At 43.8% G+C, this 16,716-nt stretch carries 14 protein-coding genes; 12 read left to right on the top strand and 2 right to left on the bottom strand.

Annotated features, from left to right (window positions below; translation table 11 throughout):
* Position 1: 1 nt before the first annotated feature.
* The 5 genes from NSQ68_RS15545 to NSQ68_RS15525 all read left to right on the top strand — a co-directional run bounded on the left by NSQ68_RS15545 (position 2) and on the right by NSQ68_RS15525 (position 4,232).
* The gene (locus NSQ68_RS15545; protein WP_342426456.1) at positions 2-769 is read left to right on the top strand and encodes a sugar phosphate isomerase/epimerase; all 768 of its coding nucleotides are present in this window, start codon (positions 2-4) and stop codon (positions 767-769) included.
* Positions 762-1,844 (top strand): Gfo/Idh/MocA family oxidoreductase, encoded by a 1,083-nt coding sequence (locus NSQ68_RS15540; RefSeq protein ID WP_029517229.1) that lies wholly within the window; start codon positions 762-764, stop codon positions 1,842-1,844. Before NSQ68_RS15545 ends, NSQ68_RS15540 begins: the two co-directional genes overlap by 8 nt.
* Positions 1,845-1,920: 76 nt before the next feature.
* Positions 1,921-2,889 carry a sugar phosphate isomerase/epimerase gene (locus NSQ68_RS15535; protein WP_342426455.1) on the top strand — a complete coding sequence of 323 codons (969 nt, stop codon included), beginning with the start codon at positions 1,921-1,923 and terminating at the stop codon, positions 2,887-2,889.
* Positions 2,890-2,909: 20 nt separating this feature from the next.
* On the top strand, positions 2,910-3,641 hold the full coding sequence (locus tag NSQ68_RS15530) for a ThuA domain-containing protein (protein ID WP_342426454.1): 732 nt from the start codon (positions 2,910-2,912) through the stop codon (positions 3,639-3,641).
* Positions 3,642-3,887: 246 nt separating this feature from the next.
* The gene (locus tag NSQ68_RS15525; RefSeq protein WP_034095058.1) at positions 3,888-4,232 is read left to right on the top strand and encodes a helix-turn-helix domain-containing protein; all 345 of its coding nucleotides are present in this window, start codon (positions 3,888-3,890) and stop codon (positions 4,230-4,232) included.
* Positions 4,233-4,356: 124 nt separating this feature from the next.
* Here the strand turns inward: NSQ68_RS15525 and NSQ68_RS15520 are convergent, their stop codons facing one another.
* Positions 4,357-4,656, bottom strand: a complete 300-nt coding sequence (locus NSQ68_RS15520; protein ID WP_307346432.1) for a hypothetical protein — start codon at positions 4,654-4,656, stop codon at positions 4,357-4,359.
* Between the two features lie 318 nt (positions 4,657-4,974).
* Here NSQ68_RS15520 and NSQ68_RS15515 point away from each other — a divergent pair, with 318 nt between their 5' ends.
* Positions 4,975-5,742 (top strand): class III extradiol ring-cleavage dioxygenase, encoded by a 768-nt coding sequence (locus tag NSQ68_RS15515; protein ID WP_342426453.1) that lies wholly within the window; start codon positions 4,975-4,977, stop codon positions 5,740-5,742.
* Between the two features lie 138 nt (positions 5,743-5,880).
* On the opposite strand, the gene NSQ68_RS15510 is transcribed toward NSQ68_RS15515, so the two are convergent.
* Positions 5,881-6,597: a Crp/Fnr family transcriptional regulator gene (locus tag NSQ68_RS15510; RefSeq protein WP_013310849.1), complete on the bottom strand. Its 717-nt coding sequence runs from the start codon at positions 6,595-6,597 to the stop codon at positions 5,881-5,883.
* 258 nt (positions 6,598-6,855) lie between these two features.
* Here NSQ68_RS15510 and adhE point away from each other — a divergent pair, with 258 nt between their 5' ends.
* From adhE to yidD, 6 genes are all read left to right on the top strand, one after another.
* On the top strand, positions 6,856-9,468 hold the full coding sequence (gene adhE, locus NSQ68_RS15505) for a bifunctional acetaldehyde-CoA/alcohol dehydrogenase (protein ID WP_307346425.1): 2,613 nt from the start codon (positions 6,856-6,858) through the stop codon (positions 9,466-9,468).
* Positions 9,469-9,796: 328 nt separating this feature from the next.
* Complete coding sequence (pflB, locus tag NSQ68_RS15500; RefSeq protein ID WP_029517234.1) at positions 9,797-12,058, top strand: formate C-acetyltransferase; 2,262 nt, start codon at positions 9,797-9,799, stop codon at positions 12,056-12,058.
* A gap of 51 nt (positions 12,059-12,109) precedes the next feature.
* Positions 12,110-12,868 (top strand): pyruvate formate-lyase-activating protein, encoded by a 759-nt coding sequence (gene pflA, locus NSQ68_RS15495; protein ID WP_342426452.1) that lies wholly within the window; start codon positions 12,110-12,112, stop codon positions 12,866-12,868.
* Between the two features lie 219 nt (positions 12,869-13,087).
* On the top strand, positions 13,088-15,310 hold the full coding sequence (locus NSQ68_RS15490; RefSeq protein ID WP_342426451.1) for a copper amine oxidase N-terminal domain-containing protein: 2,223 nt from the start codon (positions 13,088-13,090) through the stop codon (positions 15,308-15,310).
* A gap of 253 nt (positions 15,311-15,563) precedes the next feature.
* Positions 15,564-16,055, top strand: coding sequence for a Fur family transcriptional regulator (locus NSQ68_RS15485; RefSeq protein ID WP_250239317.1), 492 nt, complete (start codon positions 15,564-15,566; stop codon positions 16,053-16,055).
* 1 nt (position 16,056) lies between these two features.
* Positions 16,057-16,347, top strand: coding sequence for a membrane protein insertion efficiency factor YidD (gene yidD, locus NSQ68_RS15480; RefSeq protein WP_250239316.1), 291 nt, complete (start codon positions 16,057-16,059; stop codon positions 16,345-16,347).
* The last annotated feature ends 369 nt before the right edge of the window (positions 16,348-16,716 follow it).

Here is a 16,716-nt window from a genome sequence, read left to right as displayed (position 1 = left end):
AATGGCTAAAGTAGGATTGCAATTGTACACAGTAAGGGAAGAGCTTGAACAGGATTTTGAAGGAACATTGCGCAAGGTAGCTGAGCTTGGCTATAAAGGAGTAGAATTTCATACCTTTTTCGGACGCAATGCCAAGGATGTCAAAGCGCTCTTGGACGAACTGAATCTGGAAGTTGTCGGAACTCATGTACAATATTCTCGCTTGCTGGATCATTTGGATGAGGAAATTTCATACCACAAAGAATTGGGCAATAAGTACCTAATCGTTCCTTATTTAACCGAAGAACAGCGGGAGTGGGATGAACTTTTTGCTAATTTAAATCGCATTGGTGAAAAAGTGAAGGAACAGGGTTTGATACTGGCTTATCATAATCATGATTTTGAATTAACAGAAAAGATCAATGATCGCCCAGTATTCGATGCTTTATATGATGCAGTTTCCGATGATTTGTTACAGGTCGAAATGGATACTTGTTGGGTATACTATGGGGGCTATGATCCAGTGGAATACATCGGACGTTATAATGGACGCCTGCCTATCATTCACTTAAAGGATATGGCACGTGACGAGCAGCAAAAAGCAGTGACTGTAGAGCTTGGCAAAGGCGAAGTGCAGCTTCAGGCCATTACAGACGCCGCTATTCAGGCAGGTGTGGATTGGGTCGTCGTGGAACAGGATTTCTGCTCAAACCCTCCAATCGAAAGCATTGAAACCAGTATTAAATGGCTCCAACAATACGCAGCTCAGGGAGGAAATATTCATGTCTAAAACACTCAAAATCGGGATTATTGGTTGTGGAGGCATTGCCAACGGCAAACACTTGCCGAGTCTTGCCAAGCAGAAGCGTGCAGAAATCGTTGCATTCTGTGACATCATTCAGGAGCGCGCTGAAGAGGCAGCAGAAAAGTTTGGTGTTGATGGCTCGCAAGTTTATAGCGATTACCGTAAGCTGTTAGAAAATAAAGACATTGAAGTCGTACATGTATGTACACCTAACGACTCGCACTCGGAAATTACCGTAGCGGCGCTTGAGGCAGGTAAGCATGTGCTGTGTGAAAAGCCGATGGCTAAAACTGCTGAGCAAGCACGGGAGATGCTTGATGCGGCCAACCGCACAGGTAAGAAGCTGTCCATAGCGTATCAAAACCGTTATCGCGATGACAGTTTGTATCTGAAGCAATTGGTCGAGCAAGGAGAGCTTGGAGAAATTTATCTGGGCAAAGCCATTGCTCTACGCCGTCGCGCGGTTCCTACTTGGGGAGTATTCTTGGATGAAGAGAAGCAGGGCGGTGGTCCTCTTATTGATATTGGCACGCATGCACTAGACCTTACACTCTGGCTGATGGATAATTACAAGCCAAAAAGCGTACTAGGTTCAACATTCCATAAGCTAGGGGATCGTAAAGATGCGGCAAATGCCTTTGGACCTTGGAATCCTGAGGAATTTAAGGTAGAGGACTCAGCTTTTGGTTTTATTACGATGCAAAATGGAGCTACGATTGTACTGGAATCCAGCTGGGCATTGAACGTTGTAGAGTTTGGCGAAGCGAAGACACTGTTATGCGGTACCGAAGGTGGAGCCGATATGCAGGATGGATTGCGCATTAACGGGGAAAAGAACAGCCGTTTGTTTGATACGAAAATAGATCTGGATGCAGGTGGTGTTGCCTTTTACTCTGGAGAGACGGAAAATGAAGCAGACCGCGAAGCCCGCCTGTGGATCGAATCTATTCTGGACGACAAAGAACCTCTTGTGAAGCCGGAACAGGCACTGGTTGTTACTGAAATTTTGGAAGCTATCTATGAATCGGCACGTACGGGAAAAGCTGTCTATTTTGACTAAGCCGTAATTATCCCGAATAGACCATCATTATAATGAAAGCAGCTTTTTTCACATATGATACAGGGAGGGATTTCTTTTGAAACTTGGAGTATTTATGGTGTTGTTCGGTGGACGTTCGCTGGAGGAAGCGCTGGATTATGTGGCTTCTCAAGGTTTGGATGCTGTAGAAATCGGTACAGGCGGCAACCCGGGGGATAAGCATTGTAAGCCGGATGAATTGCTGGAGAATGATACAGCACTCAAAAATTTTAAAAAGGCAGTAGAGTCCCGCGGACTAACGATTAGCGCACTTAGCTGTCACGGCAATCCTCTTCATCCGCAAAAGCATTTGGCTCAGGCTGATCATGATACGTTTCTTAAAACCGTTCGATTGGCAGAAAAGCTGGAAGTTCCAGTTGTGAACACTTTCTCTGGCTGTCCGGGTGATCATGAGGATGCGAAATATCCAAACTGGCCTGTGGCTCCGTGGCCTAATGATTTTCAGGAAGTGTTAAAGTGGCAATGGGAGAATAAAATTATTCCTTACTGGACCGAGACGGGGAAATTTGCAGCAGATCATCATGTTAAAATTGGACTGGAGCTACACGGAGGCTTCTCCGTTCATACACCAGCGACCTTGCTTCGTTTACGTGAAGCTGCAGGAGAGGTTATTGGTGCTAATCTCGATCCGAGCCATATGTGGTGGCAGGGAATTGACCCAGTGCAGGCAGTTCAAATTTTGGGCCGAGAGGGAGCCATTCACCACTTTCATGCCAAGGATACGACGATTGATCCGATCAATGTAAATAAATATGGACTTACCGATATGCAGGAATATACGAAAATGCTAGATCGCGCTTGGCAGTTCCGTACTGTGGGTTATGGACATGATGTAAAAACCTGGGCAGATATTATCAGTGCTCTGCGTCTGGTGGGATACGATCATGTGGTGAGTATTGAGCATGAAGATGGTCTAATGTCCGTGGAAGAAGGCTTTACTAAGGCTGTCCACAATCTTCGCCAGGTACTGATTGAAGAACCGCTGAGCGAGATGTGGTGGGTCTAACCTAATAGGGGGAAATGTTGATGATTAACGTCACCATTTGGAATGAATTTTTGAACGAAAAGTTGAATGATGAAGCCAAACAGATATATCCTGACGGGATACACAAAGCGTTGGCTGACGGCCTGGCAGGAGAGGGATTTGTCATTCGAACAGCTACACTGCGTGATGATGCCGAGCATGGTTTGGGAGAAGAAGTCTTGAATTCCACAGATGTGCTGCTGTGGTGGGGGCATAAAGCCCACGATCAGGTGAGCGATGAAGTTACGGCGCGTGTTGTCAAGCGAGTGCAGGAAGGAATGGGCTTAATCGTGCTGCACTCAGGCCATTTTTCCAAGCCATTCAAAGCCCTGATGGGCACTAGCTGCGATCTGAAATGGAGGGTGGCAGGTGAACAGGAGATTATTTGGTCGGTGAATCCGTCACATCCCATTGCAGAAGGCATAGACGCCAAAATTTTGTTGAAGCAGGAAGAGATGTATGGCGAGTTCTTTGATATTCCAGCGCCAGATGAATTGGTATTTGTTAGTAACTTTGAAGGTGGCGAAGTATTTAGAACCGGATGTACTTTCCGTCGAGGCAGTGGTAAAATATTTTATTTTCGCCCAGGCCATGAGACCTATCCGACTTATTACCAGCCTGATATTTTGAAGGTTATTGCCAATAGTATTCGTTGGACTTCTCCAACAAATATTAACAAACCAATATATGGTAGAAGTGAACCGGTAAGACCTCTCGGTGGAGTGTTGGTATAATGATAATCATCACATTTTGATGAGCTATATAATGAATAGATTGAAAGGCGGAACCTCTGGGGATTCCGCCTTTTTTGATTTAACGATTTAGACATATACCTGCTGTGTTGGTTTGTTGTATAATCAGTTTTGGTCATGGCAACTTTATCGGCGCAGGTATTTAATTTAAGAAGAAAGTGTTTTCTTTCGGGATAAAGTATGCTAAAATGATATATACTAACAAAAGGAAAGCTTTATCAAACCGAAATGCAAAAGAAGGTGAAAAATTTGGAGAGTCAACCGCAATGTACAAAAATGTGTCCGCGTTTTGAAACCGCCTTTTCATGTTTGGGCAAGCGTTGGAATGGATTAATTATTCAATCCATGATGAGCGGTCCTAAGCGGTTTAAGGATATTTCCAATCTGATTCCCACAATGAGTGACAAAATGTTATCAGAGCGGATGAAAGATTTGGAAAATGAAGGAATTCTTACACGTCATGTATATCCGGAAACTCCTGTCCGCATTGAATACGAGCTAACAACCAAAGGCCGTGCACTTCAGCCGGTTATGGAACAGATTCAATTTTGGGCTGAGGAATGGATTAGATGAGCACCAAACTAAATAAGCGTTTTTCATAGCAAAACAGCCTTTTCCTAGGAAAAAGGCTGTTTTTTATTTTGCGTATAGGACTACTTATCCATTTTGCAGAAATGATGTGCATAGGCAGCAAGGCTTAATAGCCTTTGACGCGCCCTGCAACTGAGAATAATGCTGTTGTTGCACGGCGGGGCACACGGGTTTGAATATCCAGCGCGGCCGAACGGAATGTACCCAGACAGGAATGACAAAGTCTCCCTGCATAAATAGGGGAACGGCAGGACTCACAAGGATAATCAAGCTGACTGTATGTGGAGGGAAATTTGCCTGCTCTTACCCAATCTGTGAGCAATTCTATAGGTGTACCAGTTACGTCACTGAGCTGGCGAGTATGAGTAGAAGGATGCTTCCATAGATAGTTAGAACAGCGGTCCAAGAATATATTTTCTTCCTGAATACAAGTACTACACAGGTTTCTAAGGTTTTGACGAAAAACAGAACCACATTTTGGGCAATTAGAAGTATGTATCTCCATAGAAACCAGTCCTTTGTATCGGGATATAGTGAAATTTTAAAATTTATTAGTTACATATTACTATGACCTTATACCTATATCAATCTTTATTTATAGAATCTTTGATCTTTAAGTGTATGTTAAAATCTGTGTTGACATAACTCTGTTACTTATGTATTATAACTTACATAAAGTTACTTAATGAATATAATAAATCGTTGATGATAAGGGGATCTTTATATGATGCCATCTTTATTTTTGGCCCATGGCTCACCAATGCTTGCTATTGAACAGACGGACTATACTTCATTTTTAGAGCAACTGGGAAAAACCATTCGTCCTAAAGCGATTGTTATCTTTACTGCTCATTGGGAAACGCAAACGTTGACGATCAGTTCGATGGATGACGTGTACGATACCATTTATGATTTTGGCGGTTTCCCACCGGAACTGTACGCAGTGAAATATCCAGCACATGGTTCTGTGGAACTGGCCAATAAGCTGAAAAAATTATATGCACAAAAGGGCATTGACGTACAAACGGATCGGGTGAGGGGACTGGATCATGGATCCTGGACATTGTTGCATCGTATGTATCCTGAGGCTGACATTCCGGTAGTTCAGATCTCTGTAAACCCGTATCTCTCGCCCAAAGCACAATATGCTATTGGTGAGGTGCTGCGAGGATTGGGAGAACAGGATATTCTGGTCATTGGCAGTGGCGTGACTGTTCATAATCTGCGTATCGTCAAATGGGGGGAAACGAAAACAGAACCTTGGGCTATAGATTTTGATGATTGGATTATTGAAAAAATACAAAGTAGAGATATGGCGGCTTTGGATCACTATGAAAGCGAAGCACCGTATGCTCGTCAGGCCGTACCAAGAGCAGAACACTTTATACCGTCGTTTATTGCAATGGGGAGTGGCAATCCTGCAAACAAAGCCAAGGTCATCCATAGAAGCTATGAGATGGGGAATTTAAGTTATCTATGCTTACAGTTTTAAAAAGTGTTGCCAGAAGAAGAACTATCGTTAAAATGCTTCGCTACTGCTCCTGTATAAGTAGGGGAGTGGAAATAAATTAGGGAGTGTTATAAGCTATAATGGCTTATAACACTCCCTTTTACATAAAAAAACGATTTATTATATCCGGCAAATCTCACGAGGGCACAATTCACAATGACATACACCTTGCAGCATTTCCAAATCCTTGACAACAATCATACCATTATCATATTCAACTGCATTTTTCTTACGTAGATCACTAAGCATCCGGTTTACGCTTTCCCGGGTCGCACCGATCATATTTGATAAATCAGTATGAGTAATTTTTTTATGAATCAGGATATGTTCGCCGTGAGGCTCACCATAGGTATTGCATAAACGGATGAGCGTTGAACATAAAGCGCCTGGCTTGCCGTACATCATCAAATCGCGGAACTTAGTCTGAGTAATGCGGTGATGTGAACCCATCCATTTCATAAAGTCAATCGCAAAATCACAATGCTGGCAAATAAGCAGTTCCAAATCTGTATGATCGATTACGCCAATATCACTGTCTTCCAGAACCTCAGCAGAAAAGGAATGCTTGGTACCGAAAAATGGATCGGCTTGACCAACAAGATCGCCGCTTTGATACATATATAGAATAAGTTCCTTGCCCTCATCCGTTGTTTTGGTTACTTTCACGCGTCCGCGCTTAATATAAAACAGCTTATCCGCTGTATCCCCTTCCCAGAACAGATGCGAGCTTTCTGGCATAACTCGATCTTTCATCATCACTTGCAATCGGTTGAAGCTGGCCTCCGAGAAGCAACAGGTGTTGCCGCGGGCTTCCATTACATTTGTAGGGTTTCTCATCGTCCATTTCCCCTTTGTATCCTATGTTTTTTATCTGCAACTTGATCAATTCAAATTCATTATATACCTGTGCAATGAGTTTTTGGGGCAAGAAGAGGGGGTAAAAGTGGCAGAATTCCAAACTTTGTGATTTAATTCACTTCATAAAATAAAATTTTAAATAGATTGTGAAAAAAATCACAATATATCTTGAAAAGCTGTGTTACGATCAGTGCGTGAACAAGAGATAGTACACGAGATAACAGGAGGATGAGGGAAATGGCTGTTAAAAACGAGGTTATTCAAAAAGAGCAAAGCGCAGAGCAGTATATTCAAACGCTGATTGACCGGGGGAACCGGGCACAGCAAGCTTTCATGAGTATGAATCAGGAACAGATTGACGAAATCGTACAAGCTATGGCACTCGCAGGGATGGATAAACACATGTACCTGGCGAAGTTGGCTGTTGAAGAAACAGGACGCGGTGTGTACGAGGACAAAATCACCAAAAACATGTTTGCAACAGAATATATCTATCATAGCATCAAAAATGAAAAAACCGTCGGTGTCATTGAAGACAATGATTTTGACAGTTTTCAAAAGATAGCAGAGCCAGTCGGCATTATCATGGGGATCACTCCAGTGACAAACCCGACTTCGACTACGATGTTCAAAGCGTTGATTGCCATTAAAACACGTAACCCAATCATTTTCGGTTTCCATCCATCTGCTCAATCGTGTAGTGCGGAAGCAGCCCGCGTCTTGCTCGAAGCAGCTGTTAAACATGGTGCTCCGGCCGATTGTATTCAATGGATTGAAGCACCTTCGATGGATAAGACCAATGTACTGATGAACCATCCTGATGTGGCGCTAATCTTGGCAACTGGTGGATCAGGCATGGTTAAGGCAGCTTATAGCTGCGGTAAACCTGCACTTGGTGTAGGTCCTGGTAACGTGCCTTGCTTTATTGAAAAAACAGCGGATATCAAACAGGCCGTGAACGATCTTATCCTCTCGAAATCTTTTGATAACGGTATGATTTGTGCTTCGGAGCAAGCGGTTATTATCGAAGAGCCAATCTTCGAACAAGTGAAAAAATTGATGATCGCTAACGGTTGCTATTTTGTAAATAAAGAAGAAGCAGCTAAGCTCACTCAAGGAGCTATGAATGTCGAGAAATGTGCAGTGAACCCAGCTATTGTCGGGCAGTCTGCTGTGAAAATTGCTGAAATGAGTGGTATTACAGTACCAGCAGGAACTAAAATTTTGGTCGCTGAGATTGAAGGGGTAGGAACAAAGTTCCCATTGTCTGCGGAAAAATTGAGTCCTGTATTGGCTTGCTATAAAGTAAAAAATGCGGAACAAGGTATTCAACGCGCTGCTGAAGTCGTGGAATTCGGGGGCATGGGTCACTCGTCCGCTATTCATTCGAACGATGAGGATGTTATCGCTCGGTTTGCAAACCGTTTGCAAACAGGACGTATCATTGTAAATGCACCTTCCACACATGGTGCGATTGGCGACATTTACAACACCAATCTTCCTTCGTTGACACTCGGTTGCGGATCGTACGGTCGTAACTCGACTTCGTCGAACGTATCGGCAGTCAATCTGATTAATGTGAAAAGGGTGGCGAAACGGACGGTGAATATGCAATGGTTCAAAGTACCTTCCAAAATCTATTTTGAAAAAAATTCGACACAGTATCTTGCTAAAATGCCTGATATCACACGTGTAGCCATTATCACAGACCCTATGATGGTACAACTGGGATATGTAGATCGTGTTATTCATTATCTGCATCAACGCCAAACACCAGTAGCTATCGAAGTGTTCTCTGAAGTAGAGCCAGATCCATCGACAGTTACGGTAGAACGTGGTACTGAAATGATGAGACGTTTCCAACCGGATTGCATCATCGCACTGGGCGGCGGTTCGCCAATGGATGCCGCTAAAGGCATGTGGATGTTCTATGAATATCCAGATACTGATTTCAATAACTTAAAACAAAAATTCATGGATATCCGTAAACGGATTTACAAGTACCCACGTCTGGGCCAAAAAGCACAATTTGTAGCGATCCCTACAACCTCGGGTACAGGTTCCGAAGTTACATCGTTCGCAGTCATTACGGACAAAAACCTGGGCAACACGAAGTACCCACTGGCTGACTATGAGTTGACTCCTGATGTGGCAATTATTGACCCAGTGTTTGTATATTCGCTGCCTAAAACAGCTGTAGCGGACACAGGTATGGACGTTCTGACTCATGCTATCGAGGCTTACGTGTCCGTAATGGCTAATGACTACACAGATGGTCTGGCAATTAAAGCCATTCAATTGGTATTCCAATACCTAGAACAATCGGCTCTGACCGGTGATAAGCTGGCTCGTGAAAAAATGCATAATGCTTCCACACTTGCTGGTATGGCGTTTGCTAATGCATTCTTGGGCATTAACCACAGTCTTGCACATAAATGGGGTGGACAATACCACACAGCGCATGGCCGCACGAATGCCATTTTGATGCCGCACGTCATTCGCTATAATGCGAAAAAACCGACAAAATTTGCTTCGTTCCCTAAATATTCGCACTTTGTTGCGGATGAGCGTTATGCAGAAATCGCGCGCATACTGGGACTGCCTGCACGCACCACCGAAGAAGGGGTTAACAGCTTGATCGAAGCGATCCGTAAGATGAACAAAACACTCGGTATCGAGGAATCGTTCCAACAAATCGGTTTCGATGCGAAAGATTTCGAATCACGTGTAGATTATCTGGCTGACCGCGCATTTGAAGATCAATGTACAACTGCAAATCCTAAGTTGCCACTGGTTACTGAGTTGGCTGATGTCTATCGCAATGCCTTCTACGGACGTTTTGACCAATAATATAATAGGTAAGAAGAGGCTTGTGAAAAAGCATTTTCTCGTTCAATACCGATGCAGGCTCTCTATATAGAGGGCCTGTTGGTTTGGGAAGGGAGGTGAACGGCAAGGCTAAGGATATAGGCGCGAAGCTAGGGAAAATAAAGTGACAAAAATCACTCATATTGTGATTTTTGTCACATACTACACTCTATCATTATTCTACAATAAGGGTGTAAGAAAGGTCCCGACACTGAGCGTAAGGCATCGGTGAACAGGCCGGGCTCAAGAAATAGCTTTATCGTGAAAAAAATCACAAGTCCGGAAGACCAAACAATTTGGAGGGATTTACATGTCGGTGATTGAGAGAGAATTACAAGAGCAACAATCTGGCTGGAGAGGTTTTAAAAAAGGCAAATGGACTAAGGAAGTCAACGTCAACGATTTTATTGAAACCAATATCTTACCTTATGTTGGCAATGAAGAATTTTTGGTTGGTCCTACGGCCAACACAACTGCATTGTGGGATATTGTATCCGATCTTACCAAAAAAGAGTTGGCAAACGGCGGCGTGCTTGATGTAGACGTGAATACGCCATCCACTATTATTTCACATAAACCGGGTTATCTCGACCGGGATAAAGAGCAAATTGTCGGTGTACAAACAGATGCTCCATTCAAACGTTCTTTACAGCCGTTTGGCGGAATTCGGATGATGATCGACGCTTGCAAAGCCTATGGTTTCGAAGTACCAGAAAGTATCATTGATATCTTCACTCATATTCGTAAAACTCACAACCAAGGTGTATTTGACGCTTATACAGATGAAATGAGAGCAGCTCGTAAAGCTGGTATCATTACTGGTCTGCCAGATGCATACGGCCGTGGTCGTATTATCGGTGACTATCGTCGTGTAGCTTTGTACGGTGCAGACTTCTTGATCCAAGATAAAAAGCTGCAACTGAAAAGCCTTGAAGTTGATTCCATGGAAGAAGACGTAATTCGTCTGCGTGAGGAAATTTCCGAACAAATTCGTGCTTTGAATGAACTGAAACAAATGGCTGCTGAGCACGGTTTTGATATTTCAAAACCTGCTAACAATGCGAAAGAAGCTTTCCAATGGGTATATTTTGGATATCTTGCAGCAATCAAAGAACAAAATGGTGCAGCAATGTCCTTAGGACGTGTATCTTCCTTCCTTGATATTTACTCTCAACGTGATATGGAAGAAGGTACAATGACAGAAGAACAAGCTCAAGAACTGGTCGATCATTTTGTTATGAAATTGCGTATTGTTAAGTTCTTGCGCACACCTGACTATAATGAACTGTTCAGTGGAGATCCAACTTGGGTTACTGAGTCCATTGGTGGTATGTCCGTAACTGGAGAAACTCGGGTAACTAAAAACAGCTTCCGTTTCCTGCACACCCTCTACAATCTGGGACCTGCACCGGAACCGAACCTGACTGTACTGTGGTCGGAAAAATTGCCTGAAGGCTTCAAAAAATATTGTGCGAAAGTTTCTATTGAAACTAGCTCCATTCAGTATGAGAATGACGATCTGATGCGTCCGATTTATGGAGACGACTATGGTATTGCTTGTTGTGTATCGGCAATGAAAATCGGTAAACAAATGCAATTCTTTGGTGCTCGTGCTAACTTGGCCAAAGCTCTGCTGTATGCAATTAACGGTGGTAAAGATGAAAAATCTGGCGTCCAAGTAGGGCCTGAATTCCCAGCCATTACAGGTGAAGTTCTGGATTATGAAGAAGTGTTGAGTCGCTTCAAACCTATGATGGAATGGTTGGCAAAATTGTACATGAACACTTTGAATGTTATTCACTACATGCATGATAAATATAGCTACGAACGCATTGAAATGGCGTTGCATGATCGTGATATTCTCCGCACCATGGCTTGTGGTATTGCGGGTCTGTCGGTTGCTACCGACTCCTTGAGTGCCATTAAATTTGCAAAAGTTAAACCAATCCGTAACGAAAAAGGGATTGCTGTTGACTTTGAAATCGAAGGCGAATACCCTTGCTACGGTAACAACGATGACCGTGTAGATAACATCGCTGTGGAACTGGTAGAGAGCTTCATGAGCATGATTCGCAAGCATAAAGCTTATCGTAATGCGCTTCCTACTCAATCTGTACTGACTATTACTTCTAACGTGGTGTATGGTAAGAAAACAGGTACAACACCGGATGGACGTAAAGCAGGCGAACCGTTTGCACCAGGGGCAAACCCAATGCACGGCCGTGATAAAAAAGGTGCTTTGGCATCTCTGAGTTCCGTAGCCAAATTGCCTTATGAACACAGTCTAGATGGTATCTCGAACACCTTCTCTATCGTGCCTAAAGCACTGGGTAAAGAAGAAGAAACACGCAAAACAAACCTTGTTTCGATGATGGATGGCTACTTTGGAAGCCACGCACATCATCTGAATGTCAATGTGTTTGCTCGCGAACAACTGTTGGATGCAATGGAACACCCAGAAAACTATCCACAGCTGACGATCCGTGTTTCCGGTTATGCCGTTAACTTTATCAAGCTGACTCGTGAACAACAATTGGATGTTATTAACCGTACTTTCCACGGTACAATGTAAATAAGTATTACAATGACGCACGCATAGCGGATGCGGGAAGGATGATGCAACATGTTGAAAGGACACATACACTCATTGGAAACCTTCGGGACCGTCGATGGTCCCGGCATCCGCTTCGTGCTCTTTATGCAAGGATGCTTGTTGAAATGTCAGTATTGCCATAATCCGGACACTTGGGCCTTGAATGAAGGTAATCCGATGACCCTGGAGGAAGTGTTGGCTGAAATTGAGCCGTATTTAGCCTATTACCGTTCTTCGGGAGGCGGATTGACCGTATCCGGTGGAGAACCGACATTGCAGGCTCATTTTGTAGCAGAGCTGTTCAAAGAAGTGAAACGTCGCTGGAATTTGCACACGACACTGGACAGTAATGGCTTTAATGATGCGGGCCGTATCCATGATCTGCTGGACGTAACAGACTTGGTGTTACTTGATATTAAGCATATTGACAACGACAAGCATATTAAGCTCACAGGCAAGTCCAACGACCGTATGCTAAGCACAGCTCGCTGGTTGTCTGAGCAAGGGCGTAAAATGTGGATTAGACACGTATTTGTACCGGGTATTCATGATGACGAGCAAGATTTATTGAATTTGGGACGGTTTATCGGAACGTTGAACGGAGTCGAGAAATTCGAAATTTTACCTTACCATCAAATGGGTGTTTACAAGTGGGAAATGCTCGGTAAGGAGTATCCGTTGGAGGGAGTTCCATCTCCTACAGACGAAGAAGTTCAACGGGCTTACCGACTCATTGAAGAGGGTCGTCTGGAGACTGCAGGAAAGAATGTTGTCTGTCGTCCATCATAATGTAAATGGTACAAAAGCTATTTCCTAGTAATGAAGCCGCCGCCACATCAGGTCAGATGGGCGGCGGTTTTTTGTTGTTGAATTTTTTGCAGTCACAGGAGAAAGTTCCCTTTTTTTCATGATAAGCAAAATTTCCAGAAACTTTTTAACAACTGACGCGTCTAATAGTATGACTTTTTACGGGAATGATAATAATTTGGTGATAGAAGGAGACAGACAATGAATTTCAAGAAATGGACCATGCTCACCGCTTTGGCGGTAGCTCAGGTGGCCGCAGTAGCCCCTGTAGGAGCAGAAGCAGCATCAACAACCGTTCAATCCACCGATTCGGTTAGCGCACAGCAGGCTCAGACCAATGTTGCTGATTCCAGCGTTCAGAATAGTATCGGAGCTCAAGAGGGAACAGGCACACAAAACAACACGATAACACCTGATAACACAGGCGTAACCAATGATCCATTGACTGGCCTGCCTACGGATACAACCAACGGATCGAACGTATCCAACGATGTATACGGTGGAGACGGAACGATCACCAATCCTGGTGGAGCTCCAACAACCATAGGTGCTAATCAACTGATTTTGTATTTAAACAGCGCGAAAATGGAACAAAACGGACAGGTTTATACGGCAACTCAGCCGATGACTGTTAAGGACGGAGTTTCCTATGTAGCTATCCGTTCTCTTGTCAGCCGTGTCGGATTGCAGTTTAGTTATGACACTGCCACCAAAGAAACCGTAATCACACAAGGAACAAATGTCATGCGCTTCAAAACAGACAGCAAGGTTTATACGGTTAACGGTGAAGCCAGACAAATGAAGGGACCGGCTTTTCAGCAAAAGAACGTATTTATGGTGCCCTTGACCTCGATTACACAGGCCTTAAATATTCCTTATACTGTGAATAATACGACTAAACAAGTTATCATGGATTTGAATCAGAAGCCTAAAGCTTCCTTCACGGTTCAGCAAAAAGATATCTATGCGGGCGAAACCCAAGTTACGTATTTGACGAAGGAATCTTCTCCTACAGGTCTACCGATTGTGAACCAACGTTGGGAAGGTAAGCAAGACGTATTTCAGGAGCCGGGTACATATGTAGTTACCTATTCTGTTCTTGACTCTGCTGGAAACTGGAGTGATCCTTACTCAGTTACAATTACAGTAAGACCGCCGAACCAACCACCAGTCGCTCTGTTTACTACAGATAAAAAAGAGTACAAGATGGGTGAAAAAATCACCATTACGGACCTGAGTACGGATGATGAGAATGCTATTACTAAGCGTGATTGGGAGAACAAGAAACTTGCCTTCTTCCAACCAGGTGATGTAACAATTACGTTAACCGTGACTGATAAGCACGGCGCGACAGGTACCAAAAGTGAAACGATTAAAATTACGAATGAACTGCTGTACAACGAAGATGATTTCAATAAAATCTTCACACCATATGGTGATAAATATACAGTAGACGGCAGTCAGGTACCTACCATGGCTACCATTCCTTTGACAACTACATCTTCACCGCGTCTTTTGATCCGTGCTAACAGCCCGGAACGTGTATTTCAGGACGGTATTGTGTATCAGGAAACCGGATCAGGAAGCACGCGCATACTCGTCCATCATGTGAATGAAACGGGTCGAGATGTGAAAATGTACGTGATTGCAACCAACAACAATATTACTCCTGCCAACATGAATGTCGAAAATTCCGGTTTTGCCGGACCATCTGAATTTGCAACGGCTGCGGGTAAAGTCTCGATTCAACGATATTTTCAATCCATGCAGGATGGAAGCAAGCGTTCTAGCACAGTTCTAAATCCTGGCGAAAGTCGCATTGTTTTACAGGATCTGAACGCACAAAAAATCAAGCAAAAACAAGTCATTTCTCTGTTATCCGATTTATATACGGATCAACCTATTCAATACACGGTAATTGTGTTAGATGCAAATGCAGATCCGTTGACCGTGTTGCCTACTTTGGCAAAACTGCCTAAGGACGGTATTCATAATCGTGGAACGTACGCTAATTCGGATATCTCGCTCAATTATACCGAAGAGGTTGGTAAAACAGCTCAACGTATCGTTCTTGGCGATAATAAGGTAGACCCGAACCTGATTGGTACGGACGGTCTGGACGGCTCTTCTGCTTCTAATGCCGGTAATTTTGGTGTTGTATATAAAGTTAAATTGGATCATGTAGCGCCGTATTCACTGATTACGTTCAACCCGCGTGGAGGCGAATATTCCGGCTATGCGATGGTAAACAATCAGGTTGTGGGTATCCCGACAAACGGCTCGGTATGGGCTCCAAATGAGATGAGTGTGCTGTATCGCACAGGGCATATCGAGGAAAGTGTAGAGATGTATTTCACTGCTGCTGCAGGAAGTAACTTGCCGGTTTCCGTAGTAGTTATGCCTTTACCAGCTATTAAAAATTAATATGAATTAACCGGTACTGTTTACCGGCTTAGACCTTGGGTCTCGTCATTCACCGTTTAAAAGTCGATGTCACTTGCAGAATATAGGCGTTCTCCTGCTGCGAATTTGATCGTAGCGCTGGAGAGCGTCTTTTTCTTATGTATAGATGCGAATATCTCTTATAATATTGACTTTAATCGTGGTATAATAAATAGATGCAAGCCTAAGCCTGCATCAGAAAACCTGAAACTACAGACAGGGGAGGGTGAAACGCATGCTGACAAAGGATGAGATTATTGCAACAATGTCCGCTCAGGGGCTGCGTATTACAGATCAGCGCAAGACGTTGGCCACGTTATTTTCCGAGAATGAAGGGTATCTGTCCCCCAAAGACGTTTATGAATATATGGGTAAGAAGTACAGTGGACTTAGCTTTGATACAGTTTATCGTAATTTGCGTGTAATGCAGGAATTGGGTGTGCTGGAACAGGTATCTTTTGAGGATGGAATGAAGTTCAAGGTGAGCTGTAATGAGCATCATCACCATCACCATATGATTTGCTTGAGCTGTCAGAAAACATTACCGATTTCTTTTTGCCCAATGCAAATGACGGATACAACGGATCAATTCCAAATCGTCGAGCACAAGTTTGAAATATTTGGTTATTGTAAAGAATGTCAACAGAAGAATGACCATACGGATAGTAATTCGGATGGGGGATTCAGACAGGCGAGCAGTCACACTCACAGCCACGGGGGCTACTGAAATGAAAATCACCACACGCAGAGTGGTACAGGCTCCGATTAAGTTTTATCGTTCCTATATTTCACCGTTAAAGCCGGCTACCTGCCGATTCTATCCAACGTGTTCAGCGTACGCGTTGGAGGCGGTAGAGGTGCATGGTGCGCTCAAAGGATCATGGCTTGCTACTAAGCGTATAGCCAAGTGCCATCCCTTTCATCCGGGAGGCGTAGATTTGGTTCCTCCTGCAAAAAAGGAGACAGACAGGTCTAGCGAAGATCGTTTGGCTACTCATTCCGAGAAGGGTCTGACTTGACAGCGCTATGCGGATTTGGTTATATTTTGGTTAATATTGTTTTCCTGCGAAGGGATGAGTAGGGTAATCCGTCCAGTACAGAGAGCCGGGGTTAGCTGCAAACCGGTCTGGAGCGAAGCCTGAATATGGTCCTGGAGGAACCTTTTTCGAGCGTATTTGCCATAGTTATTTGTGCACGGGAGGCAAACGTAAGGGGGAGGCGTGTTCCAGCGTTAATGGGCGGTCAGATGTGACCGGTGAAGCCTGTAGTCTGCGAGGATACAGGAAAATTGGGTGGTAACGCGTGAGGTGACTCTCGTCCCATAGGGGCGGGGGTCTTTTTTGTGCCCAATTTGTGCCAAATTCATAAATTGGAGTACTATCATGTCA

The organism is Paenibacillus sp. FSL L8-0158 (assembly GCF_038592965.1).
In the GTDB taxonomy this organism is placed as follows: Bacteria; Bacillota; Bacilli; order Paenibacillales; family Paenibacillaceae; genus Paenibacillus; species Paenibacillus polymyxa_D.
Note: the sequence above shows the minus strand (reverse complement) of the source record. Positions and strands in the feature narration are given on the sequence as shown.